22 protein-coding genes and 4 tRNA genes are annotated in these 25,351 nt (G+C 38.5%); 13 read left to right on the top strand and 13 right to left on the bottom strand.

Annotated elements, in window-relative coordinates:
• Window positions 1–46 precede the first annotated feature (46 nt).
• Together fabR and oxyR are read right to left on the bottom strand one after the other, a co-directional pair.
• A complete protein-coding gene (gene fabR, locus KP712_RS07605) occupies window positions 47–670 on the bottom strand; it encodes an HTH-type transcriptional repressor FabR (protein ID WP_065265674.1) in 624 nt (207 codons plus the stop codon).
• Window positions 670–1,575 carry a DNA-binding transcriptional regulator OxyR gene (oxyR, locus tag KP712_RS07610; protein ID WP_048953362.1) on the bottom strand — a complete coding sequence of 302 codons (906 nt, stop codon included), beginning with the start codon at window positions 1,573–1,575 and terminating at the stop codon, window positions 670–672. Before oxyR ends, fabR begins: the two co-directional genes overlap by 1 nt.
• Before the next feature lie 124 nt (window positions 1,576–1,699).
• On the opposite strand from oxyR, the gene pgdx reads away from it, so the two are divergent.
• Complete coding sequence (pgdx, locus tag KP712_RS07615; RefSeq protein WP_111407856.1) at window positions 1,700–2,425, top strand: hybrid peroxiredoxin PGdx; 726 nt, start codon at window positions 1,700–1,702, stop codon at window positions 2,423–2,425.
• A 91-nt stretch (window positions 2,426–2,516) separates the two neighbouring features.
• Here pgdx and KP712_RS07620 read toward each other — a convergent pair whose 3' ends face one another.
• Entirely contained in the window at window positions 2,517–2,738 is a 222-nt protein-coding gene (locus tag KP712_RS07620; RefSeq protein WP_111407823.1) for a SlyX family protein, read from the bottom strand.
• Window positions 2,739–2,835: 97 nt separating this feature from the next.
• Here KP712_RS07620 and fkpA point away from each other — a divergent pair, with 97 nt between their 5' ends.
• The 5 genes from fkpA to KP712_RS07645 all read left to right on the top strand — a co-directional run bounded on the left by fkpA (window position 2,836) and on the right by KP712_RS07645 (window position 5,346).
• Complete coding sequence (fkpA, locus tag KP712_RS07625; RefSeq protein WP_111407822.1) at window positions 2,836–3,561, top strand: FKBP-type peptidyl-prolyl cis-trans isomerase; 726 nt, start codon at window positions 2,836–2,838, stop codon at window positions 3,559–3,561.
• 87 nt (window positions 3,562–3,648) lie between these two features.
• The gene (locus KP712_RS07630) at window positions 3,649–4,314 is read left to right on the top strand and encodes a transcriptional regulator (protein WP_111407821.1); all 666 of its coding nucleotides are present in this window, start codon (window positions 3,649–3,651) and stop codon (window positions 4,312–4,314) included.
• On the top strand, window positions 4,314–4,694 hold the full coding sequence (tusD, locus tag KP712_RS07635) for a sulfurtransferase complex subunit TusD (RefSeq protein ID WP_111407820.1): 381 nt from the start codon (window positions 4,314–4,316) through the stop codon (window positions 4,692–4,694). Before KP712_RS07630 ends, tusD begins: the two co-directional genes overlap by 1 nt.
• Complete coding sequence (tusC, locus tag KP712_RS07640; RefSeq protein ID WP_111407819.1) at window positions 4,691–5,050, top strand: sulfurtransferase complex subunit TusC; 360 nt, start codon at window positions 4,691–4,693, stop codon at window positions 5,048–5,050. Before tusD ends, tusC begins: the two co-directional genes overlap by 4 nt.
• Window positions 5,051–5,058: 8 nt before the next feature.
• Entirely contained in the window at window positions 5,059–5,346 is a 288-nt protein-coding gene (locus tag KP712_RS07645; protein ID WP_111407818.1) for a DsrH/TusB family sulfur relay protein, read from the top strand.
• Between the two features lie 117 nt (window positions 5,347–5,463).
• Here KP712_RS07645 and xerC read toward each other — a convergent pair whose 3' ends face one another.
• Window positions 5,464–6,351 carry a tyrosine recombinase XerC gene (xerC, locus tag KP712_RS07650; protein ID WP_215770799.1) on the bottom strand — a complete coding sequence of 296 codons (888 nt, stop codon included), beginning with the start codon at window positions 6,349–6,351 and terminating at the stop codon, window positions 5,464–5,466.
• On the bottom strand, window positions 6,351–6,785 hold the full coding sequence (locus KP712_RS07655; RefSeq protein WP_005629228.1) for a GNAT family N-acetyltransferase: 435 nt from the start codon (window positions 6,783–6,785) through the stop codon (window positions 6,351–6,353). The genes xerC and KP712_RS07655 overlap by 1 nt, the downstream gene beginning before the upstream one ends.
• 165 nt (window positions 6,786–6,950) lie before the next feature.
• Between KP712_RS07655 and tpiA the strand changes: the two genes are divergently transcribed.
• On the top strand, window positions 6,951–7,742 hold the full coding sequence (gene tpiA / locus KP712_RS07660) for a triose-phosphate isomerase (protein ID WP_215770800.1): 792 nt from the start codon (window positions 6,951–6,953) through the stop codon (window positions 7,740–7,742).
• A 78-nt stretch (window positions 7,743–7,820) separates the two neighbouring features.
• Here tpiA and KP712_RS07665 read toward each other — a convergent pair whose 3' ends face one another.
• Window positions 7,821–8,144 (bottom strand): DUF4298 domain-containing protein, encoded by a 324-nt coding sequence (locus tag KP712_RS07665; RefSeq protein ID WP_140537963.1) that lies wholly within the window; start codon window positions 8,142–8,144, stop codon window positions 7,821–7,823.
• Between the two features lie 309 nt (window positions 8,145–8,453).
• Between KP712_RS07665 and KP712_RS07670 the strand changes: the two genes are divergently transcribed.
• On the top strand, window positions 8,454–12,329 hold the full coding sequence (locus tag KP712_RS07670; protein WP_215770801.1) for a YadA-like family protein: 3,876 nt from the start codon (window positions 8,454–8,456) through the stop codon (window positions 12,327–12,329).
• 76 nt (window positions 12,330–12,405) lie between these two features.
• On the opposite strand, the gene coaA is transcribed toward KP712_RS07670, so the two are convergent.
• Window positions 12,406–13,341, bottom strand: coding sequence for a type I pantothenate kinase (gene coaA, locus KP712_RS07675; protein ID WP_048953349.1), 936 nt, complete (start codon window positions 13,339–13,341; stop codon window positions 12,406–12,408).
• A 214-nt stretch (window positions 13,342–13,555) separates the two neighbouring features.
• Between coaA and KP712_RS07680 the strand changes: the two genes are divergently transcribed.
• The 5 genes from KP712_RS07680 to tuf all read left to right on the top strand — a co-directional run bounded on the left by KP712_RS07680 (window position 13,556) and on the right by tuf (window position 15,228).
• Window positions 13,556–13,631: transfer RNA gene (locus KP712_RS07680), tRNA-Thr, on the top strand.
• Between the two features lie 29 nt (window positions 13,632–13,660).
• Window positions 13,661–13,745 (top strand) — tRNA-Tyr (locus KP712_RS07685).
• Window positions 13,746–13,787: 42 nt separating this feature from the next.
• Window positions 13,788–13,862: transfer RNA gene (locus KP712_RS07690), tRNA-Gly, on the top strand.
• A 3-nt stretch (window positions 13,863–13,865) separates the two neighbouring features.
• Window positions 13,866–13,941 (top strand) — tRNA-Thr (locus KP712_RS07695).
• Between the two features lie 102 nt (window positions 13,942–14,043).
• Window positions 14,044–15,228 (top strand): elongation factor Tu, encoded by a 1,185-nt coding sequence (tuf, locus tag KP712_RS07700; protein WP_005646706.1) that lies wholly within the window; start codon window positions 14,044–14,046, stop codon window positions 15,226–15,228.
• A 163-nt stretch (window positions 15,229–15,391) separates the two neighbouring features.
• Here the strand turns inward: tuf and ppx are convergent, their stop codons facing one another.
• The 6 genes from ppx to ilvY form a co-directional block, all read right to left on the bottom strand.
• The gene (gene ppx / locus KP712_RS07705) at window positions 15,392–16,921 is read right to left on the bottom strand and encodes an exopolyphosphatase (RefSeq protein WP_048953329.1); all 1,530 of its coding nucleotides are present in this window, start codon (window positions 16,919–16,921) and stop codon (window positions 15,392–15,394) included.
• Between the two features lie 7 nt (window positions 16,922–16,928).
• Window positions 16,929–20,825 carry a translocation/assembly module TamB domain-containing protein gene (locus KP712_RS07710; RefSeq protein ID WP_111407812.1) on the bottom strand — a complete coding sequence of 1,299 codons (3,897 nt, stop codon included), beginning with the start codon at window positions 20,823–20,825 and terminating at the stop codon, window positions 16,929–16,931.
• Window positions 20,826–20,834: 9 nt separating this feature from the next.
• On the bottom strand, window positions 20,835–22,571 hold the full coding sequence (locus tag KP712_RS07715; RefSeq protein ID WP_111407811.1) for an autotransporter assembly complex family protein: 1,737 nt from the start codon (window positions 22,569–22,571) through the stop codon (window positions 20,835–20,837).
• Between the two features lie 122 nt (window positions 22,572–22,693).
• Window positions 22,694–23,011, bottom strand: coding sequence for a thiosulfate sulfurtransferase GlpE (gene glpE, locus KP712_RS07720; protein WP_111407810.1), 318 nt, complete (start codon window positions 23,009–23,011; stop codon window positions 22,694–22,696).
• Entirely contained in the window at window positions 23,012–23,890 is an 879-nt protein-coding gene (gene rarD / locus KP712_RS07725; protein ID WP_111407809.1) for an EamA family transporter RarD, read from the bottom strand.
• Between the two features lie 31 nt (window positions 23,891–23,921).
• Window positions 23,922–24,800 carry an HTH-type transcriptional activator IlvY gene (gene ilvY / locus KP712_RS07730; RefSeq protein WP_111407808.1) on the bottom strand — a complete coding sequence of 293 codons (879 nt, stop codon included), beginning with the start codon at window positions 24,798–24,800 and terminating at the stop codon, window positions 23,922–23,924.
• Between the last annotated feature and the right edge of the window lie 551 nt (window positions 24,801–25,351).

A 25,351-nucleotide genomic window follows, 5' to 3' on the forward strand; every position in this document is an offset into this window, starting at 1 on the left:
ATCCAGTTTTGCGGATTTAGTTGTAAGCCAAAAAGTGCGGTTAAGTTTATGTGTGTTTTCCTTTTTCTTTTTGAGCCGCGAAATCTGCACCTTTTGCTAACATTCTTAATTGTAAAATTACGCGTGTTTTGAGTTGTTCTCTTTCAGCTTTATTCATATCTAAAGCATTTGCTCCAGCGGTGAAGACAATAGTCACAATGCCTTCAGCTTGAACATATGCAATATATTGAGAATACTGATGCTTAGATGAAATATACTCTGCGAGTTCATCGACAAAATGTTTGATTTCTCGTGCGGCCGCAGTTCGAAATGCTTGGGAGGTACCCGAGCTTTCACGTAATAATAAGCGGAAAACATTTGTGCTATTGGTAATAAATTCAAAAAACGTATCAACAGAAACAGAAATTACACTACCACCAGCATCGATACGTTTACGTGCTTGTCGCATTAATTGACGCAAAATTAAACCAGCTTCATCTACCATTTCTAAGCCTAATTCATCCATGTCGCTAAAATGACGATAAAACGAAGTTGGCGCAATACCCGCTTCACGAGCGACTTCGCGTAAACTTAAGTTGGAAAAGCTTTTTTCCGCACTGAGCTGATTAAACGCGGCATTTACTAAGGCTCGACGTGTTTTCTCTTTTTGAATTGCACGGACCCCGGCCATTATTTTTCTCCGGCTAAAATTAATTTTACTTCACTGCTGATTGCACCGGCTACGCGTTCGTAACGGTTACGTAAAGGTGAACCAGGTCGATAAACCAAAGCAATAGTGCGTGATGGTTCAGGTGAGTGACAAGGAATATATTTTACACCTTTACGAGCACCTTCATTTAATACAGCAAGTTCAGGCATAAACGTGATACCTGCATTTGCAGAGACCATATTGCGCAAAGTTTCTAGGCTTGTGGCTTGGAAGTGGGCATTTTCTTTCGCGCCTGCCGTGAAGCAATAATCTAAAGCCTGATTACGTAAGCAATGACCATCGTCTAACATTAACATTTCTTGCCCTTTCAGTTGATTCATTGACATTTTCTTTTCTTTTGCCCAAGGATGTTCATCTGATACGGCCAGTAACATTTTTTCGTTAAAAATAGGCACTTCAATAAAGGCTTCTGTTTCAGGCACGGTGGCTACAATTGCACAATCTAAACGACCAGTTTCGAGTTGTTCTAGCAATTGATGTGTTTGTGCTTCGTAGAGAAAGACTTCTAGATCCGGAAAGGCAGCTTTTAGCGTTGGAACAATATAAGGTAATAAGTAAGGGCCAACAGTTGGGATTAAGCCTATATGCAATGGGCCTGTCATTTCCTTACCTTGATTACTTGCCATTTCTTTCAATAATTTTACTTCACGCAACACGGTACGCGCTTGTTCCACTAGTAACATACCTGATTGTGTGAATAATACTTTACGGCTGGTTCGTTCTAATAAAATAATGCCAAGTTCATCTTCAAGCTTGCGAATTTGACCACTTAAAGTTGGTTGGCTGACATTGCAAGAATCGGCAGCGCGGCGGAAATGTTTATATTCTGATAAGGCTACAAGGTATTCTAAATCTCGGATATTCATTTGATTCTTCCTATAGAAAACTTCAATTAAAAAAATAGAATTAATTGATTGTAACTATACCATAAATTTCCCTATAATCCAGCGCATTCAAATTAAATCAACAACCAATAGGAGAATAATGATGATGTCTAATATGGAAGGCAAAAAAGTCCCTCAAGTGACATTCCGCACTCGTCAGGGTGATAAATGGGTTGATATTACTACCTCAGAATTATTTGATAATAAAACCGTAATTGTATTCTCATTACCAGGCGCATTTACGCCGACTTGTTCATCTTCTCACTTACCACGTTATAACGAATTAGCCCCAGTATTCAAAAAATACGGTGTAGACGATATTGTCGTTGTATCTGTAAATGATACTTTCGTAATGAACGCATGGAAAGAAGACGAAAAATCTGAAAACATCACTTTCATTCCAGATGGTAATGGTGAGTTTACAGAAGGCATGGGAATGCTTGTTGGTAAAGAAGATTTAGGTTTTGGTAAACGTTCTTGGCGCTATTCTATGTTAGTGAAAAATGGCGTTGTAGAAAAAATGTTTGTTGAACCAAATGAACCGGGTGATCCGTTCAAAGTTTCTGATGCAGATACAATGTTAAAATATCTTGCGCCACAGCATCAAATTCAAGAATCTATTTCAATTTTTACTAAACCAGGTTGTCCGTATTGCACAAAAGCAAAACAACTTTTACATGATAAAGGATTAAGTTTTGAAGAAATCGTATTAGGCCATGATGCTACTATCGTGAGTGTACGTGCGGTTTCTGGTCGTACTACTGTTCCACAAGTGTTTATCGGTGGTAAGCATATTGGCGGTAGCGACGATTTGGAAAAATACTTTTCATAAGTAGGCAAGTATTTAGCTGATTATTATTTGGGAATGTAATTTAAAGGGCGCATTGTGCGCCCTTTTCATTTGTACGAATTTATTGCAGAAATTAATAATGCGGTGGTGGCGTTTCTTCCGCTTGGCTTGCAATGTTTGATGGATGAAAATCTTTTAATTTACTTGCCATATAGCGTAGCTGAACTTGCATTTTATCAAGCGCAAATTGTTGTTGAACTAATGCATGATTCAGTTCGTCTAATAGTTGCTCTTGAAACGCGATTTTAGTTTCAAGTTCAGCAATACGATTTTCTAATATTTGTTCAATGTGCATAAAATTTCTCTAAATTTTAAAAAAAAGTTGAGAATAGGTTAAAAGCGATTTAATCTAGCCTCAGAATTGTTTCATTTATTATAAAGGATTAACGCATATGTTAAAAATTCAAAAATTATCTATCGCAGCATTAATGGTAAGTACGGTGATTTCTGGTCAAGTTTTTGCGGAAGAAAAAGCGCTTGATGAAAAAGCTGCCTCTTATGCCGTAGGCGCATTAATGGGTGGGCAAATGAAAGATTTGGTCGATGCGCACAAAGAAGTGATTACTTATGATAATGCTCGTATCTTAGATGGTTTAAAAGATGCTTTAGAGGGTAAAGTTGATGTGCGTAAAGATGAAAATGTACAAAAAACTTTAGAAGCTATTGAAGCGAAATTAGTATCTGCATCAAAAGCAAAAGCGGAAGCTATTGCGAAAAGTGCTCAGGAAGAGGGAGATAAATATCGCGCTGATTTTGCTAAAGACAAAGATGTTAAAACGACTAAATCAGGTTTACTTTACAAAATTGAAAATGCAGGTAAAGGTGAGGCAATTAAAGCTACCGATAAGGTGAAAGTGCATTACACTGGTAAATTACCAAATGGCAAAGTATTTGATAGTTCTGTAGAGCGTGGTCAACCGGTTGAATTCCAATTAAATCAAGTTATTCCTGGGTGGACAGAAGGCCTTCAATTGGTGAAAAAAGGTGGCAAAATTCAGTTAGTGATTCCACCAGCGTTAGGTTATGGTAAACAAGGTGCCGGCGCTTCTATTCCACCTAATTCAACCCTCATTTTTGATGTAGAAGTTTTAGATGTAAATCCTAAATCAGAAAAATAATACTTCTAGTCATGGCACGTGTTTTTTTAATGCGTGCCATTTGTTATAAAACTCAGTGAATTTTGACCGCACTTTTAACCTTGAACCATGACATTAAACGATAAACAACCTTTCACGGATGAAGATCGCACTATTATTAATTCTTATAAAGCGGTTGTTGATGGCGTTAGCGCGCTGATTGGCGAACACTGTGAAATCGTTTTACATTCTTTAGAAGATATTGAGCATTCTGCTATTTGTATTGCAAATGGCCATAATACGAATCGTCAAGTTGGTTCGCCTATTACTGATTTGGCATTACGTTCACTCCGTAATATGCAAAGTGAAAGTGTTTCTAAGCCTTATTTTACTCGCACTAAAGGCAGTGTGTTGATGAAATCTGTCACGATTGCGATTCGTAATAAAGCTCAACGTATTATTGGTTTACTTTGTATTAATATTAATTTAGACGTGCCCATTTCACAATTTGTACAGGCTTTTATGCCAACAGAAAAAACAGAAGAAACATCGGCTGTCAATTTTGCAAGCTCTGTTGAGGATTTAGTCAATCAAACTATTGAGAAAACCATCGAGGAAGTAAATACTGATCGTATGGTGGCCAATAACACTAAAAACCGCCAAATTGTCTTATCTCTGTATGAAAAAGGCATTTTTGACATTAAAGATGCGATCAATTTAGTGGCTGAGCGTTTGGATATTTCCCGCCATACAGTCTATCTCTATATTCGTCAAATAAAACACGAGCAAGAATAATGCGCTATGTACTTGCAGTTAAAAGCCCTATTTATGGTCAGCAAGGGGCTTTTTTAGCTTACCAATTTGCCAAAGCATTGATTGAAAGAAAACATGAGATCGCCCAAATTTTCTTTTTCCAAGATGGCGTAACGAATGGCAACGCATTAGTTTATCCTGCTAGTGATGAAATCAATTTGCAAAAGTGTTGGCAAGATCTTGCTATGATGCATCAAATCCCATTGCACCTTTGTGTTGCCGCTTCGCAACGTCGTGGTATCGTGGATACTTTAACAGCTATCAACCCAGAAAACATTAATCTTGCTGAGGGCTTCACGATTGCGGGGCTAGGTGAATTTATATCGGCAACATTAAAGGCTGAGCGAGTCATCACATTATGAAAATTGCTTTTTTGTTTAAAACCGCTCCCCATGGCACCGCACTTGCCCGTGAGGGATTAGATGCATTACTTGCCGCAACGGCTTTTTGTGATGAAGAGGATATTGGCGTATTCTTTATAGATGACGGTGTGCTGAATCTTGTTTCTTATCAACAACCAGAACATATTCTCCAAAAAGATTTTATCCGCACCTTTAAATTGTTAGATTTATATGAAATAACACAACGTTTCATTTGTTCAGAAAGTTTGGAAAAATTCGGCATTTCGTCAGAGCAATGTATTATTTCAGCTGAAAAAATGGATCGTGCTTCTTTTATGTCCAAACTGAATCAAGCTGAAAAATTGCTGACTTTTTAAGGAAAATCATGCTTTATACTTTTTCACAAGCAGATTATCCTCAAAGAGAACTTGAGGGGTATTTTGCGAATATTACTGAGAATGATGCAGTGGTGTTATGGCAAGATGGAGTCTTACTTGCAATTAAATATCCGCATTATTTTGAACAATGCCCAGCTGAATGTCTGTTGTTAGAGCAAGATATTCTGGCAAGAAATCTCACCGCACTTTTACCTAGAGAAAGTAAAGTGCGGTCTATTACTATGCTGGATTTTGTGGCGATAACGCAGAAGTTTTACCCGCAATTAGCACTTTGAATTAAACTAAATTTGTCACAGTGTATTAAGCAGGTAAAATTTTTTTATTTGTTCTTCGTGCCCTTCTAGACAGAATCATGGCTTACCTATTTTTATTATAAACAGTTTATCGAGCGTTTATTTTTTACGTTTCGCTCTTGGATGAGCCTGATCGTACACTTCAGACAGATGTTGAAAATTTAAGTGAGTATAAATTTGTGTAGTCGAAAGGTTGCTATGCCCAAGCAATTCTTGCACGGCACGTAAATCAGAACTGGCTTCTAACATATGCGTTGCAAAAGAATGGCGCAATTTGTGCGGATTAAGATGGCTATTTAAGCCTTGACGAATGCCCCAAGTTTCCAAGCGTTTTTGAATGGCTCGATGAGAAATACGATTTCCAAGCTGGCTAACAAATAATGCCTCATCTTTTGGGTTAAATAACGGCCGCACTTTTAACCATTCTTGAATAGCATGTGATGCGTAACGCCCAAACGGCACTACACGCTCTTTGTTACCTTTCCCGATAACACGCACTTCCCGCACACGGGTATTAATGCTGTTTAAATCTAAGCCTTGTAATTCAGATAAACGTAAACCTGAACTATACATTAATTCCAAAATCGCGCGATCACGAATATCAATCGGCTCTTTGCTATCGTTCGCAAGCAACTGTTGAACTTGCTCGCCATCCATATTTTTCGGTAAATGCTTGCCTTGTTTCGGTGCGGAAATGCCGGTGGCGGGATTTACTTTCAATTCGCCTTGTTGCACCAAAAAACTAAGAAAACGACGCAATGCGGATAAACGCAAAGCCAAGCTTTTTTCTTTTAAGCCTTGTTTTTTACTTTCCGCCAAAATAAAGCGTACCACGCTGGGTGTCACTTGTGCCCAAGCATGAATATCTTGTTGCGCTAATATTTTGATGATGGCATCAAGTTGATGTTGATAATTGGTGAGCGTGTGAGGGCTCATTTGGCGTTCAATCCGCAAATAATCCCAATAACGATTTAACGCGGTTAGCATTACAAACTCAATTCAAATAAACGTTCTTTCGGGTTTAATTTAAACCCTTCCGATTCCAACATTGAATATTGATTTTGCGCTAATTCCGCGACTAAACGATTAGATTGCGTGAAATGCACAAAGTCTTTTGCTTTAGAAATCAGCGCCGCATAAATTTCTGTTTGTTGAGCATGTTCCAACACAAAAATATCGGTGATTTGCCAATAGCGTTGTAATTGTAAAGAAGAAAGGCGAGGGAAAAGCTGTACAAAGCCGATAGCCTTTTCATTTTCGTCCACCGCAATAAAAAACAGGCTTTCATTAAAACGCATGCGATTAGTTAAAAAAGCCAAGGTGCGTTCTGGATTCTCTGCTTGTCCATAGGCTTGGCGATAGGCTTCAAAAAGAGGAAGAAGCACGTCAATATTCCATTGTTCAGCTTTGAAGAGTTTCATAATTGGTTATTTTTTATTGGTTCCATACAGGTAATTGTAGCTTTTTAGCACAAGATAATCATCTTTCTATGAGAATTTTTTTAATTTTATGATCTTATGCAAAGAATCGTGGCGAAATTTTGGTATAGTAAGCGAGTTAATTTTATCAACTATGGAGAAACAAAAATGGCACGTCGTCCTTTAGTTATGGGTAACTGGAAATTAAACGGTAGCAAAGCGTTCACCAAAGAATTAATCGAGGGATTAAAAGCAGAATTACATGATGTAACAGGTTGTGATGTAGCAATTGCTCCCCCCGTTATGTATTTAGGTACGGCTGAAGCAGCACTTTCTGGTTGTGGTTGCAGCTGTGGCGGTAAAAGTATAATTCAATTAGGTGCACAAAACGTAGATATCAATGTGAAAGGTGCATTTACTGGTGATATTTCTAGCGAAATGTTAAAAGATTTTGGTGCAAAATATATCATTATTGGCCACTCTGAGCGTCGTACTTACCACAAAGAAAGCGACGAATTCGTAGCGAAAAAATTTGGTGCATTAAAAGAAGCTGGTTTAGTACCAGTATTATGTATCGGTGAAACTGAAGCTGAAAACGAAGCAGGCAAAACTGAAGAAGTATGTGCTCGTCAAATTGATGCAGTCATCAACGCATTAGGTGTAGAAGCATTTAATGGGGCAGTGATTGCTTACGAACCAATTTGGGCAATCGGCACTGGCAAATCAGCGACTCCAGCACAAGCACAAGCTGTTCATGCATTTATCCGCAGTCACATCGCTGCCAAATCTCAAGCCGTGGCAGACCAAGTGATTATCCAATACGGTGGTTCTGTAAATGATGCAAATGCAGCTGAATTATTTACTCAGCCAGACATCGACGGTGCATTAGTAGGTGGCGCATCATTAAAAGCCCCAGCATTTGCAGTAATAGTAAAAGCAGCGGCAGCAGCGAAAAATTAATTTTTAGTTAATTAGAATAACAAAAAAAGTGCGGTGAATTTTCACCGCACTTTTTTTATGAATTCACTGCATCGCCAATTACTGCCCATTCGTTTGATCGAGAATTTTTGTCACTATTTTCAAATACTCAACCGCCAAGCCCTGTTGCGCAACACTGGCGTTAAAAACTAAATCTTCGGAAAGTACACCGCAAGGTTGATCTTTTGGTACTTCGCCATTTTCGTAAGCCTCGAAATCTTCTCGCCAATCGCCTTCGAAGTAATAATGTTCTAAGCGTTTCATTTTGGGCAAAAACGCCTGCCATTTTTCCAAAAACTGTTCTGCCTCGGCAAGAAAACTATTCGCTTCATCTAAAATACTTTCCATTTCGGCAAGTTGGGATAAACGTTCTTTTGATAGCATATTTTTCTCTCGTGTTATAAAAGTGTGGTCGGAGCAGATTTTACCGCACTTATATTATAAAGTTATCAGTTATTCACAGAGATTGAATGTAAAGTCAATAATTTACAATGTAAAGATTGTAAATTTTGGTAAAGATACTTTTCATTTATTTTAATTGCTTGTAGAATTCGCGCGAAATTTAAATAGCGTATTTTATAGACAGATTTGTTATAAAAGACGTTAATCTGATAAACAAGGCTGTTTATCTATTCGTTATGCTCGACAGCGAATAGCCGCTGTTATCTATTTTAATACTAGGAGAAAACCTGAATGAACAACATTTTCAAAGTAATTTGGAATCATGCCACCCAAACTTGGACTGCTGTGGGTGAATTAGCGTCCGCAAAAGGTAAATCAAAATCTGTAAAATTAGCCGCAATTTCTACCGCACTTTTGGCTTTTACTGGTAGTGTGCTAGCCGCAAGTGGCGATGTGATATTAGATACAACGTCTAACGGTGGTTTACTTATTTCAACAAAGCACGTTACTAATCAGTTTAAAGGTAGCGACCAATATGTAAAAGGAGTAAAAGCTGCTACAGGAGAAGAAATTCAAGGTAATAAAAAAGATCCTGTAGTTTATTCCTATGATGGTATAGCAATTGGTAATGGTGCTATTTCTGGTGCGAATAAGTTTTTGAAAGATGGTAAAATAGAAGATGCTAATGGTGGTAATGGCCATGTTGCAATTGGTTTAATGTCTAGAGCATTAGGCGCTGGTAGTAGCAGCCCATCGGTCGCATTGGGTGCTTATGCTGTAGCTGAAGGTCAAGGTAATACCGCTTTAGGTGGTAATGCTTATTCAAGAGGAATTAATGCCGTAGCTGTAGGCCGATTAGCAAATGCGACTAATGATGGCTCAACAGCTTTAGGTAGTGAGACTAAAGCTGACTGGCAGGCTACAGCTGTTGGTAATGCATCAAAAGCTGAAGCATCTAAAGCAACTGCTCTTGGGTCGTTGTCCCATGCACAATCAAATTCATCTATTGCTATTGGTCGCGAAACAAATGTAAGTGGTCAGGCAGCAGTTGGTATTGGCTCTAGAACAAAGGTAATTGGCAGTGGCTCTGCTGTAGTGGGTAATGATTCAAGTGTATCAAGTGCGAATGTATCAACATTAGGTTCAAATATAACTGTAGCCGCAGGTCGTGATGGCGCTGTTGTACTGGGTCATGGTAGTGATGCTGGAGCAGATACAACTAAAGTTATTGCTGTAAACTCAACTACAGCTGAAGGCTCTCCATTAGTTTATTCTGGTTTTTCGGGTAAGTTAGGTGGAACTGATACTAATGGTACAAATGAAGAAGCTACAGGTAAGCAAGGTAATGTTGTATCTGTTGGATCTGAAGGTAATGAACGTCAAATTAAACATGTTGCAGCAGGTCAAATTACAGCATCATCAACTGATGCAATCAATGGTTCACAACTTTACCAAGTAGCTAAAACTTTAGGTACGGCAGCAAACCAAACAGCTAATGCTTTGGGTGTTACTTTAAATGCAAATGGTACGTTAAGTGGATTCTCACAACCATTAACTATTGCTGAAGGTAGTGATTATAATAAAGATGAAAATGGTCAAAAGAAACCAGATATAACAGCGCCAAATGTAACTACTGCACTTACTAATTTAAATAATTATGTTAATGCTGGTTGGAACGTTACTGCATCTGGTAATGGCTATAAAAATAATGTATCAATTGGACATACTGTTAACTTTGTTGGTTTAGGTAATGTAGATGTAGATGGTGTTGATGAAGAAAATGGCGTACGCACTATAAACATTTCGACTGACTCACCTATTGACTACGCAAGCACAACATTTGATGGTAAACCAGTAACTAAAGCGAGTGATGGTAAATGGTATCAAGTGGATGAAAATGGCGACATTAAAGGGGATCCAATTGACGCATCTAAAATTGATAAAAAAGGCGCTAAATTAACTGACTCTGATACAGAGAATAATCCGTATGAGAAAGGTAATTCCTATACCTATGATGACAAAGGCAATATTACTGAAACTGGTTATGATAAAACTAAACCAGAATCTAAGGATAATATTACCGCAGGGAAAAATGGTGTTCAGTTAAATAATGTGGGCTGGGCTACACAACCAGATCAAGCAGTAAATAAAGATCAGTTAGATCAAACTGTGAATAAATCAGGTTTCTATGTTCAGCAAAATGGTAAGTCTACTTTAGATGGTAAAACTGGCTCTGATAAGGTATCAGACACCGAAAAAGTAACGCCAAACGATGTAGTTAACTTTGCAGATGGTGATGGCACTATAGTTAAAGTTAAAACTGTACGTGATGACAAGGGCGTAGATACAACAACAGTTTCTGTTGATGTTGATAAAGGCTCAATTAAAGTTGATGAAACTAATCTTGGTAAAGTTGCCGTGGATAGTAATCCAACATCAACGGAAACTCAAGCAAACGCAGATGCTCGCGAAGGTAAGAAACTTGCTACAGTTAAGAATGTTGTTGATGCTATTAATAATGCTGGTTTCGTTGTGTCAAATGGTGAGTCTAATAAAAGTGAATTGATCAATGCAGGTAAAAAATTGACGTTAAAAGGCGGAAATGGCGTAAATGTAGAGCAAGATGGTTCTAACTTTACTTTCAGCATTGATTCATCAAAACTCTTAGAAGGTAAAACTGGTGACATTACTGTAGATAAGGATAAAAAAGCTGGAGAAGACGGTGCGGGCAAGGCTGCCGTAAATGATAATGATGCTACTAAACTTGCTACAGTTAAAAATGTTGCTGATGCGATCAATGGCGCAAAATGGTTTGCAAAAGTTGAAAATTTATCTGACTCAATGAATGTGCGAACACAAAATGATAAGGATGCTGATGCTCAAGCCATGGGAGCAGGTGATATTCTAACGTTGAAAGCTGACAAAAACTTAGCGGTAAAACGTGAGGGTAAAGATGTTACTTACGGTTTAGCATCAACAATTGAAGTTGATAAGATTACTGTGAAATCTAAAACTCCAGGTGAAGCTACGACTACATTTGAAAATGGTAAAGTAACTAACTTAGATGATCATTTAACTGCACCAGATAAAGTGACTGGTGGTAATGTAGTTAATGCAACTGAAGTTAAAACGCCAACATTAAAAGATGCGCAGAAAAAAGAAGCTGCTACAGTTAATGATGTGTTAAATGCAGGTTGGAATTTAAAAACTAATGGCAATCAGACCGCAGCTATAACTAATGGTAAAGGTCTTGATTTTGCGAGTGATGATAATTCAGTAACTATTACCCCAACTGTGGATAAAGATGGTAATGCAAAAGTTAACTTCTCTGTAAATGCTACAAACGCGATTAATGGTGTTAAGGGTAACGTAACAGCAGCTAAGGTTGATGGCGATCAAGCTGGTAAAGTGACAGTTTCTGATGCTGATAAAGGTAAGTTGGCGACAGTTGATACAGTTGCCGAGGCAATTAACAGCGCAGCAACTTTCGTGAAAGTAGCTGACTCGCAAGAGGTTATCAAAAAGTCAACTGATGATGATAACGGAGTTGCAGTTAAATCTGGCGATACAGTTACTCACACTGCTGGTAAAAACTTGAAAGTAAAACGTGATGGAAAATCTATAACTTATGCATTAGCACAAGATATTGATGTGAATAGCGTTACTATCGGTAGTGGCGATAATGCAACTAAAATTACCTCTGATGATAAAGGTTTAAACCTTGCAGGTAAGGATGGTGCAGCAACCAATATCAATAATGTGAAAGATGCGGATCTTAATTCAACATCTAAACAAGCTGTGAATGGTAGCCAGTTATATGCTACAAACGAAAAAGTAGCGAATTTAGGCACGACTGTTAATAACTTAAGTAAGGTTATTAATCATCACGCTGGTGCTATTGATAGCCTAGACAGAAAAGTAAACAAACACAGCAAACAAGCGCGTGCAGGTATTGCAGGTGCGAATGCAGCGGCGGCATTACCACAAGCTTATACTCAAGGTAAAGCAATGGTGGCTGCAGCAGCGGGTACCTTCAAAGGTCAAAATGCTTTAGCTGTAGGTTACTCTCGTATTAGTGATAATGGTAAAGTAATCTTAAAACTTCAAGGTAACGCAAACACCAGTGGTGATGTGGGTGCCGGAGTTGGTGTAGGTTACCAATGGTAATAGCGTAATCATTTATGATGGGATTTTCCCATCATGAATAAATCCTAAAAGTGCGGTGAAAATTCACCGCACTTTTTTATTTTCTTAGCTTCACCAATTCTACTTCGTGATTTTCCCCTTTTTTTAGAATTAAATTGGCACGTTCTCGTGTTGGCAATATGTTCTGATTAAGATTTAATCCATTAATTTCATCCCAAATTTTGCTTGCTGTGGCAATGGCTTCTTCTTTTGATAACTTTGCATAGTGCTTGAAATAAGAATTAGGATCAGTAAAGGCACTTTCACGGAATTTTAAAAATCGTTTGATATACCATTCTTTTAATAAATGTTCTTCTGCATCAACATAGATGGAGAAATCAACAAAGTCAGACACGAAGGTTTGATTTGCTTTATTGTTGCCTGTTTGTAGCACATTTAATCCTTCTAAAATGAGAATATCCGGTTGATCGACAACATCAAATTTATTGGGAATAATGTCGTATGTCAGGTGAGAATAAATTGGTGCATGAACGTTTCTTTTACCCGATTTTACATCAGCAAGAAAGCGAATGAGTTTGGGCGTGTCATAGGAAATGGGAAAACCTTTCTTTTGCAACAGATTATTTTGTTTGAGTTTCTCAAGTGGATAGAGAAAGCCATCAGTGGTGATGAGTTCAACTTTTCGCTCTTTTGGCCAATGGGAAAGAAGTGACTGTAATATCCGTGCAGATGTGCTTTTCCCGACAGCCACACTGCCAGCAATACTGATAACATAGGGAATTTTGGTATTGTTTCTGCCGAGAAATCGATGTAATACCGTTTGGCGACGTAAATTTTCATCGATGTAATAATTAATTAAGCGTGTCAGGGGTAAATAAATTGTGCTGACTTCATCCAGTGAAAGTTCTTCGTTAAAACCTAGGAGAGGCTTAAGATCTTGTTCTGTGAGTTTTAACGGAACGGATTTACGTAATTCAGCCCATTGTGCGCGATTGAAGCTTAAAAACGGGGTTAATTGATTTGAAAATTCCATGATGTAGTGATTTTATCGTGAAATAAATGCGAGAAAATATACTCTATAAGATGAAATTTCGCATTGATTTTTCAGCATACTTCATGATTTCTGATTAAAAAATCACATTTTTGATTGTGATTTAAACGAATAGACAAAAAAAATAAATTTTTTAGAAAAAACACTTGTCAGGAAAAGTTTTTTCCATATAATACGCCTCACTTGCTTACGACACGCCGACTTAGCTCAGTAGGTAGAGCAACTGACTTGTAATCAGTAGGTCATCAGTTCGATTCCGATAGTCGGCACCATTCCTTCGTATCAAGTATTCATTTAGCGTGGAGGGGTTCCCGAGCGGCCAAAGGGGGCAGACTGTAAATCTGTTGGCTCAGCCTTCGAAGGTTCGAATCCTTCTCCCTCCACCATCTTTTAGATGAATCCTGATGGGACAGACGAATTTAGGACTTGCGGGCATCGTATAATGGCTATTACCTTAGCCTTCCAAGCTAATGATGCGGGTTCGATTCCCGCTGCCCGCTCCAAACGCTGATATAGCTCAGTTGGTAGAGCGCACCCTTGGTAAGGGTGAGGTCGGCGGTTCAAATCCGCCTATCAGCACCATCCTTCATTTCTCTCTTCCTTCAATTATAGCAAACAATTTTATTGGTTAATGTGGTTTAATTTACCCATCGATAACCGTGTCTATTTAGAGGGACTCTTTAAATGTCTAAAGAAAAATTTGAACGTACAAAACCGCACGTAAACGTGGGTACAATCGGCCACGTTGACCACGGTAAAACAACTTTAACAGCAGCAATCACAACCGTATTATCTAAACACTACGGTGGTGCAGCTCGCGCATTTGACCAAATCGATAACGCGCCAGAAGAAAAAGCGCGTGGTATCACCATCAACACTTCACACGTTGAATACGATACAGCAACTCGTCACTACGCACACGTTGACTGTCCGGGACACGCCGACTATGTTAAAAACATGATTACTGGTGCGGCACAAATGGATGGTGCTATCTTAGTAGTAGCAGCAACTGATGGTCCAATGCCACAAACTCGTGAGCACATCTTATTAGGTCGCCAAGTAGGTGTACCTTACATCATCGTATTCTTAAACAAATGCGACATGGTAGATGATGAAGAGTTATTAGAATTAGTAGAAATGGAAGTTCGTGAACTTCTTTCTCAATATGACTTCCCAGGTGACGATACTCCAATCGTACGTGGTTCTGCATTACAAGCATTAAACGGCGTAGCAGAATGGGAAGAAAAAATCCTTGAATTAGCAAACCACTTAGATACTTACATCCCAGAGCCAGAGCGTGCGATTGACCAACCGTTCCTTCTTCCAATCGAAGACGTGTTCTCAATCTCAGGTCGTGGTACTGTAGTAACAGGTCGTGTAGAACGTGGTATCATCCGTACTGGTGATGAAGTAGAAATCGTCGGTATCAAAGATACAGCGAAAACTACAGTAACGGGTGTTGAAATGTTCCGTAAATTACTTGACGAAGGTCGTGCAGGTGAAAATATCGGTGCATTATTACGTGGTACTAAACGTGAAGAAATCGAACGTGGTCAAGTATTAGCAAAACCAGGTTCAATCACACCACACACTGACTTCGAATCAGAAGTGTACGTATTATCAAAAGAAGAAGGTGGTCGTCATACTCCATTCTTCAAAGGTTACCGTCCACAATTCTATTTCCGTACAACTGACGTAACTGGTACTATTGAATTACCAGAAGGCGTGGAAATGGTAATGCCTGGTGATAACATCAAAATGACAGTAAGCTTAATCCACCCAATCGCGATGGACCAAGGTTTACGTTTCGCAATCCGTGAAGGTGGTCGTACAGTTGGTGCGGGCGTTGTAGCGAAAATCATCAAATAATAGATGTAGCGAAATAGTCTAAGAGACAAGTAAGAGAAAAGTGCGGTGAGTTTTCATCGCACTTTTTTGCATTTATATCGAGCCACTGGGAATAGTGAGGATAAAAAATAAGCTTTTGTGATTTTATCTCAAAAGCTTATTTTATATAGTTAGTAAGACAGGATTAATTAAAGATTAGTCCCATTTCTAAATCTTTTAGAAGATTGCTTTCAATTCTTAATTCATTCCATATTAATGGGTTTCGTTCTAAGTAACCTTCTTCAAGCGTTAAGAGCCAATTATTGTCAGATCGTTGAGTTTGAAAGGTGAACGTTTTTAGATTTTCCGTGGCTTGACGTGATTTATTGAAAATTACCGCAAGACGGAGAATGCGTATAAGCGTGATGATATCTTGTTCATGATAACGAGAAGATCGAAGAAATTCGTTTGGCTTGAGGTGACCAATATGCCAGTTAACGAGGGTGGTGAGTAAACGTTGCTGTTCACGGTCAAAACCAGGTAGTGCGATATTTTGTAAAATATAAGCAGAATGTTTTTGCAAACTTTTGTGATTGATGACAATACCTACTTCATGCAGGCGAGCAGCCCAAAGCAGGATTTCTCGCATTTCTTCAATATATGCTTGAGATTGCCAATGTTGATATTGAGCACTTAATAAGTTTGCACTGTCAGCAACACGGTGAGCCTGTGCTTGATCTATATTAAATTGTTCACTTAATCCCCAAGCTGTGCGTGCACGAATGTCAGCAACTTGAAAGTTTTTTTCTAAGCTATAGATAACACCTTCACGTAGTGCTCCATCAGAATAACGCATCTGTTGAATATTTAATACCTCAAATACAGCACTTAAAATAGCCAGTCCGGGTACAAACACATCTACGCGATCAGAATTTAAGCCATTGATATTCAGTGAAGTGAAATGATTAGCTCGTAGCGTTTGAGCGATAAGGGTATTTAATCGCTCTGTGGTGATAATACCATTAGGATCGATAGTTGAGGAAATAACCTGAGAAACAGTTTTGATGGTTCCGGAGGAGCCCAGTACAGATTGCCAGCCAAGTTTACGATATTCAAAACCTAAATCTTCGATTTTATTTACCGCACTTTGACGGGCTCGTTGGAAATTTTCTACTGAAATAATTCCATCTTTGAAAAATTGAGTGGCAAAGCTGACACAACCCATATGGCGACTTTCTGCAATAAGCGGGGTAAAGTCATCCCCTATGATCATTTCTGTTGAGCCACCACCGATATCAATTACCAGTTTACGGCCTTTTTCTGGCTGGGTATGACATACGCCAGCATAGATTGTTTTGGCTTCTGTTTGCCCACTGATAATATTTATTGGATATGGGAAAACGCGGGCCGCCTGACGTAAGAATTCATCATTATTGACCGCGCGTCTTAATGTATAGGTACCGACGACGTTAACATTTTCCATCGGAAAACCTTGTAAACGTTCTGCAAATAATGCCAAACAGTTTATTCCTCGAGTAATTGCTTCTTGATTGAGTACGGCATTTTCATCTAATCCTTCTGCTAGTCTCACTTTTTGTTTTAAGCGAGAAAGGACTTGAATAGAACCATTCACGATACGTGCAATAATCATATGAAAGCTGTTTGAGCCAAGATCAATTGCTGCAATTTCACGGACATTACCACGATGTTGTGAGGGTAATATTGCGTTATTCATAAAATTCCTAAAATTCAAATTGATAAAGTAAATCAAACACTTGGTTTGTACTAGAAACGGATTGAAAATAAAGTTGTGGCATTAAGCGGTAACGTAAGGTTACTTCTGCCAAGCCATCAAATAAGCCTACACCATATTTTATTTGTAAGCGGTTAGTGAGGTTTCCGCTGACGGTCACTTTGGATTTATCACCCACACCCGATGTGCCAAGGTTTAAATCTTGGATACCAAAAGCCTCACCAATACTTCCCACTAATTTACCGCTCTTTGAAAGCCCTAGACCAAGTAACGCCGCCCCCACGGAGCCACTAGAACCTGCCTCACCACTATTTTCTAATGAGCGACCAGTTAATAAATAAGAAAGTGCTTGATCTTGTGGTTTGCTTGGTTCGCTAAAGATGGTGACATCAGGTCTATCAGCCGTACCTATTACTCTAACACCAGCAGTAATTTTACTGTCTTCCATTGCTTCTGGATTACGAATTGCTTCAATGTTTAACATCGGTTGTGACGGTTGGCCTGAAAAGTTAATTTGTCCTTTTCGAATTAATAAATCTTGTCCAAAAGATGCATAGCGTCCTTTGGTTAAATTAATTTGCCCGAATAAACCTAAATTGCCCCTGTCTTGTTTCACAGAAAGTAAACCATCAAGATTGGTTTTTAAGCCATAGGCATCAAGGCTGACATCTTTACCAATATTGATGCGTAAATCAGAACGAATATCCATGCCTGATTTTGTTTTTGCCGCAAATTCACGTTTAATCAGTTCTTCTTTGCTCTTATGAGGGCCATTTAAAATAACTTCATCTTCGCTCACTGGCTCAGCAGTGTCTGGTAAGCTATCAATTCTAATTCGCGCCCAAGGAATATCCACTGTCCCGCTTAAATTCAATTCTTTCGGATTCGCTTTTACCGTGATATTTGGACTGAAACGTAGTTTCGCCATAGAAGGAATATCCACGTTGAAATTATTTGCCTGAGCATTTAATTCTGTTGTCCAATGTTCGATATTCGCCCAGTTTGCTCGGCCAGTTAAATTTAAACGACTATCGCTAGTTTCAATTTTGCCCTGTAAAGTGGAATTATTACCGTGGAAATGTACGGCAATATCGCCATCTGTAATATTGACTGGCATAGATTTTAATTTGGTACGAATATTGCGAATATTGAAGTCGCCATTTAATAATGGTTTCTCTAAATTCCCACCGAAACTCAACTTCGAAACTACCTCACCATTCACTGATTCACCACTAGTAAGTAGCTGATTTGCGATAGACAAGTTTAGTCGTTCTATCGCAAGGGTTCCGCCAAGTTGACGATTTTTAGCCAGGTCATTTAAATGAATATCGCCTACAATCCTGCCTTGGTTATGCACATTGATGTCTGTTTTTAAAACCAAATTGTTATTTTGAATGTCGGCGTTAAGTGTTAATTTTGGAATATCCAATTTAAACGTACGGTAATCCAATTTTTGAGAGAAAGTTAAGTGATTGCCATCTACTTTGGCGGTAAATTGGAATGGTTTATCCGTAAACCAAGCAACATTACCTTGGGCTTGTAAGTTGCCTTTGAGGCTATCTTGTTCGATAAGTTTATTAACTAAATCCAAATTAACACGTTTAAATTGGAAAGGAATATTCCCTTGCTTGCCCACATTGAAAGATTGTGGAAAACATAACTCTACATCTGTGTTTTTCCAGCAATGTGAAGCAATATTGGCTTGTGTTTGTTTGTGATCGTAAGATACCGCAATAGCTTGGTTAGATTTTACATCGCCAATAGGTGTATCGAATTTTGCTTGGGAAAGTGTGCCTTTCCACTGCTCCAAAGTGCGGTCAAAATGACCGTTAATTTGTAAATTTGCAGCAACAGGCTCACCTTGGGATTTAAGCGTTAACAAATGATTTTGTTCATCGCCAGATAAGGCGAGATCAAGTAAACGGAGTTTAACACTTTCACCATAATGAAGTTGCTCAGCCTTAATATTGAATTGTCCTTTAGCTAAAGGATCGCTTTTGATATTCCCTTTCGCGCTCGCTTTAGATAACTGGAAACCTTGCAAGTGTAAATTAGACGAGGTTAAGTCAAGATCAAGATTTGGGCTGGTGAACTGACCAGAAATAGCCGCATGCCCTTTCACATTACCACTTAAATCTGACCATAAACCACGTAAATTCGGTGCATCGACATCTAATACAAAATCAGAATGGTCATCTAATACACCGCTTGCGTTAAGATGATTTTCACCATATCTAATCTGCAAATCAGGTACTGTTAGAAGTACATTTTGATTAAGTGTTGCAGAGCCTTTTAAACTAATGGGTTTTGAAGACAGTGTTCCATTTAAATCAGCTACTGGCAGTTCCACTTGCCAGCCTTGAGAGCCTGCAAAGCCACGCGAATGCAATTTGCCAGATAGTGTTGCAGGCATGACAGGTACATAAAAACCGATATTCATTTTTTCTAAATCGGCTTGTACATCCCAGTTTGCTCCCTCTTTCCAGTTTGCAGCCCCAACAAATTCACTTTTACCATCTAACGAAGCTATCCCCAATTTATTGACGGTTACTTCATAAAGTTTGCCGTCAGCATTAAGGTCCACTTGAGACGCAGGAATATAATCCATTCCATCTACGCCACCCTTAAGTTCAGCATGATAATTCAGTAAATCCCCTGTGAGCTTAAGTGTTACATCATTAATTTTGAGTGGCGCCATTGTGTTTACAAAAGCGTATTGTCCTTTTGCCACATTTAATGCGAGGTTTAAGGGCATTTTGTCTTGTGCTAATTGCACTTCGCCATTTAGTTCAGCATCTAATACGCCTTTTGTTTTTAAAGAAAGTGCGATGGATTTTTTCAATGATCCCGAAAGCGTAAGATCGACATCACTCGCTGGCAGAATTTCTTTTCCATCGGATTTCAACGGCTCTAAATGGGATTTTAAAGTTAAATCTAGTGGCATATCGCCATCAAGTTGTAATTTACCTTGCGAATAAAGATTACCCAACGAACTTTCTACCGCTAATTTTTGTAATTGCAGTTGGTTATCGACGGTATCCGCCTGTGCAATCAGGCTTGGGATTTCAATAGATTGAAGTGTTTCACCTTTTTCATTCATCGCTTGATAATGCCAGTTTTTGCCTTTAATCGCGGGGATGTGTAAATCAAAAGGAAGAATTATTTCTGATACATTGCCTAAAAAAGCAGGCGTTAAAGATTGCTCAATCGCATCCCAATCTACAGGTTTATTCGTCTGTTCGGCTTTCGGCTCTGATTTAACTTCAGACAATTTTTTTGAAATAACTGAAATATCGTTAATTTCAGTCGGCGCAATAGTTAAGCCTTTTTCATTATTTAAACTTACCGCACTTTTAAAATGACTGAGAGTGAGATTAGTCTGATCAACATTTACAGATAAATCTTGCACCACCAAATTTTCTGCATTGATACCAATTGGCAAGGAAATGCGTTTCATCGTGCCAGACTTTGAATCATCAGGCGTAGATGGAGGCAGTAATGCTGTATTAATCGCAATCGTCGGTTTATTTAAAGTGAAATCACGTAAACAAACCTCACGTGAAAGCAAACAACCGAAATCAAGCTGTAAACGTGCTTGTGCAATATGAGTATCAATCCCAGCGGTTTGATAACGAACATTATTTAGCACCAAGCCATTTTGTAGTCCGCCTTCAATTTGCTCAACGGAAAAACTATCAAGCATTTTATCGGCAAGTTGAATTAAACCTCTTTGCCCCGCATCGAAAGAAAGTGCCCCAGCAACACCTAAAACAGGCACCAAAATGACCGCACTTCCGATACAAACAGCCTTGCGCACCCAGTGTTTTTTATTAGGTTGCTCAGGTGATTTTGGTGAAGTTTCTGATGGTTGTATTTGTTCTGTCATAAATTCACCTTAAATTTCTGTACCAAGTCCGATGTAAAATTGAATATTTTTGCTGTTATCTTTATCACGAATCGGGGTGGCAATATCAAATTTAATTGCGCCCACTGGTGATGCCCAACGGACACCAACGCCTGCGCCATAACGCAATTCTTTAGTCGTGTAATCATTAGCTGCTAATCCGCTATCTGCGAAGGTCGCCGCCCACCAATTCGGATAAACTTGATATTGATATTCTAAAGAACCCGCAAGTAATCGCGAGCCACCAACCAATTTTCCGTTTTTATTTTTAGGCGCAATTTTTTTATAGCCGTAACCACGTACACTGCGATCGCCACCAGCAAAGAAACGAAGTGCGGGTGGAATTTTTTCAATATCCTTTGTATGTAAATACCCAACTTCTGCACGAGCAACGATACGGTGATTTTCCGCATAAGTACGAATCCATGCACTAGAGGCTTGCACTTTTACGAAAGACGCTTCCGATAACCAAACTTTGTTACCCACATCAAAAGTAATTTTTTGTACATCGCCCCAAGTTGCAAAAGAACCGCCACGTAATCGGGTGCGAGTAAATCCGACCGTTGGATAAAGGAGGAAAGTTTTATCGGTTATATCGGCTTGTGTAAAACTGTCGTATCGCGCACGAAGTCCGCCAAAATATTGCCAGCCATGCGCGTTGTTCCAATAACGTAACGCGGACAACGTAAGCGCTCTCGTATTGGTATCATTCTCTTTTTCACCTTCCCAACCGACAGAGTAATCATAGTAATAATTTAATGGATTTTTAAGTAAAGGCTGTCGATAAGTTGCCTCGAAAGTTTGTTTTGGTGCTGAGAGATAAAGATTCGTGCGGAAACTATGTCCACGGCTATTAATCCACGGTTTTGTCCAACCAATTTGAGTGTGCACGCCACCATCAGTTGCAAAGCCCACCCCTAGTTCCATCGCATTTTTTTTACGTGGATAAAGAATAATCTCCACATCCACAGTTTTGCTTTTATGATTAACATTAGGTTGAACTAATACTGAGCTAAACCAATTTGAAGATGAAAAATCGCTAGTTAAATCCGATAAGTTATTCATTAAATACGGATCACCAGATTTAATATTAAGAATATTATTTAAGTAATCATCCCGAATTTGTGAATGACTAAAAGTAATATTGCCATAATGATAACGAACGCCGCTATCAAATAACATTCGCCACCATGCTTGATGGGTTTCAGGGCTGATTTCTAAACGTGAAATCTTAAATTCCCCATCAAAATATCCACGATTTAATGCTAAACGTGAGATCGCTGTTTTGTAATCATCGTAAGTTTGGTGTTCAACTAACACCCCTTCTTTAGGTAATTTTTTACGTAACGCATCAAAATTTTCATCTTGTGCGGCTTCCCCTTCAATTTGCACATCAGTGCCCGCAATTTTTGTTGGCTCGCCAGGTGTAACATGAGCAATCAATAAATCACGTTTGCCTTGACGCTGTTTTCGTTCAAAACGCACGGAAGATTCATAATAGCCGAATACCCGCAAGCCGCGATCTACGGCTTTACTTACTAGGTGTTGATAACGTTCTGAGCCATCCATTTCTTCTTTATTGATGAGTTGAACATTAAGATCGGTATTACGAATAGCACGAAATCCACGGATACCTTGAATTTCAATATCCACCGTTTGTTCAGCTAAAGCAGCTAGGCTAGGAAAAAAAAGAAAAAGTGCGGTGAGTTTTAGAGGTTTTTTATTCATGCTTAAATGCTACTAGGTATTATCGTTGCACATTAGTGGCTATAGTCTACGGATATGTAAAAGATGATCAATGCTATTTATCATTTCTTGTCATAATTTTTATACTTGAATGTGGGTAAACATTAATAAGCGGTTTCAATAGGTAATTCTGCTCTACACCAGCCATCAAATCCACCAATAATACTAAACACATTTTCATAGCCTTGTTCCACTAGAAAGGTCGCTACACTTTTACTACTTACTCCATGATAACAACTCACAATGATAGGGGAGTCAAAATCGACTAACTCTTCAAATTGCAAAAAACTTTGGTTCGTTAAATGAAAAGCACCTTTAGGATGCGAGTGGGTAAAGCGGGCATCATCACGAATATCGGTTAACACCGCCCCTTGTTGAACCATTTCCCAAGCTTGTTGTGGTGTAATTTCTTTAAATGACATTTATAAACTTCCTTTTGTGTGCTGTTTGTACACACCATCAATCATAATAAGAATCATAGCGAGTACTAAACAAATAAAAAGTGGGTAACTTTCGGCGTCAATTTGTTCACCGATAAAAAACGATACGAAAATCATCATAATGGTTTCCACATAACCAAGTAAGCCAAGCAAATTCATCGGTAGCATGTTGCTGGCAATGACATAAGCTATCAATGCGGTGCCACTAATTAATCCAAGCAACACCAGCAGCCCCAAAATATTAGGATTACTTTGTTCAACCACAGCGAAATCTGTTTGCAAGGCAAAATAAATGCTAATCGGGATTAGGATTAACATCTCTAAACAAAAAGAAGCTAGATCACTATTTTTTAATGCTTTTCGAACGGAAAAATAGGTGGTATAGCCAACACAAATCGCAATAGCTTCCCAAGAAAGCCCACCTTTTAGCACGATATTAGAAATCACACCCAATGCGGCAATTACGACTGCAATAAATTTGAACGTTGAAATTCGTTCTTTAAAAATTAACCGACCAGCTGTCACCATCACAATTGGCAAAAGTAAATAACCAAAAGACACACTCAACGAACTGCCATTATTCGGTGCCCAAAGAAAAAGCCACATCTGAAACCCCATCAATAAGCCGCAAAAAAGATAGGGCAATGCCAAGTGCGGTTGTTTTTTGATGAGTTTTAAGCGATGAATCAATGCATTTTTCTGCTTAAACATAAACACGGAAAGAACAACAAAGGGAAACGTAAAAATCATCCGATAACCGAAAATATCCGTGCCACTCAAAGGTTTCAGCAGCGTAGAAAAATAATACATATAGCCAAATAGAAATGAGGCAAGTAATGAAACGAGAACACCTTTAAACATAAGAAATCCTTATTCTAAACAGCCAATCATTCTATTCTAACATCGCCCAAAATGCACGGATTAAGGGCTGTTCGAGATTCCTTTTTTGGGTACAAATAACCAATTCAAAAGGCTCAACAGGCTTATCAAGATTAAGTCTGGAAATTTGATTATTCATTGGACTATTGTCAATGACCACATCAGGCAACATCGCTAATCCGAATCCCAATCCAACCATTGGAACAATCCCTTCATGCCCTGCAACGGTAGCATAAATTTTTGGATGTTTAATATGTTTCTCCCGTAGCCATTGTTCAATCCGTTGCCGAGCATGCCCTTCAACAGGGAAAATAAAAGGCATTTGCTGCCAATTAATGGGTTTTTCTTGCAGTAATTGTGTCGCCAAACAAGCCACTCGCGGTGCAATTAAAGATAAGCTAATATCATCAATTTTATGAAATACCACACTGGATGGCAGATTATTCGGCTTACCCGCAATAGCGAGGTCAACTTGTTGTGTTTGAATCAACTCTAATGCAAGCGCCGGATCACCCGTAGTCAGCTGAATTTCCACTTTAGGATAACGCTGGCGAAATTCTTTAAGTACGTGCGGAAGATGGCTATAAGATGCGGTTACAGAACAAAAAAGTTTAATTTCACCGCAAAGTTCATCGGATTCATCCTTGAGCTGTTGTTTAAATTGTTGCCAGTTTTGCCATTCTGTTTTAGCAAATTGCAAAAATTTCTCGCCATATTCAGTGAGTTTAACTTGCCGATTATCACGGATAAAAAGTATTTTCCCTAACTCATCTTCCAACCGTTGAATTTGACGGGATAACGTAGAGGGAGACATATGGTTTTGGGTGGCAGTTTTGGCGAAGTTTTTTGTGTCACTAAGGTGAATGAATATTTGTAGGTCGTTAAATTCCATAACTTTTTTATCTATAGTAAAAATTAATTTCTTCGTTTTTTTGTAGTGCCAAATCTCCCCTACCCCTCTTTGCTAAAGAGGGGTATTCTTTAGTTAATTACTAGAAACAGGCTCATTTATATTTTTATATCATAATTACTTATTTGCATATTTCATTTGGATTACCGTAAAAATCAAACAAAGAATCAAAATGTTTCTTCAACATAAAAGAAACTTTAGTTAATGAGTTATAACTGATTCAGTTAGATTATTCATCACAGTCATTAGCATATTTGATGTTAATTACTGTAAAGATAAAACGTCTATCTTTGTGTTTTGCAAAGAACTCCCCCCTCTTTAGCAAAGAGGGGTAGGGGAGATTTGGCAGTATAAAAAACGAATAAACTCATTAATAAAATCCCAATCCCTATTTTTAACTCCAATTATTGCTAAAGTTGCAACACTAAATTCCAATAATATCACTTTACGCAACCACAAAAAACTTTATAATCCCACCCACAACAAAAAAATATGCAAACACAACATCATACAATTATTCACCTTACACAATT

The organism is Haemophilus sp. SZY H68, from assembly GCF_018829685.1.
In the GTDB taxonomy this organism is placed as follows: Bacteria; Pseudomonadota; Gammaproteobacteria; order Enterobacterales; family Pasteurellaceae; genus Haemophilus; species Haemophilus haemolyticus_K.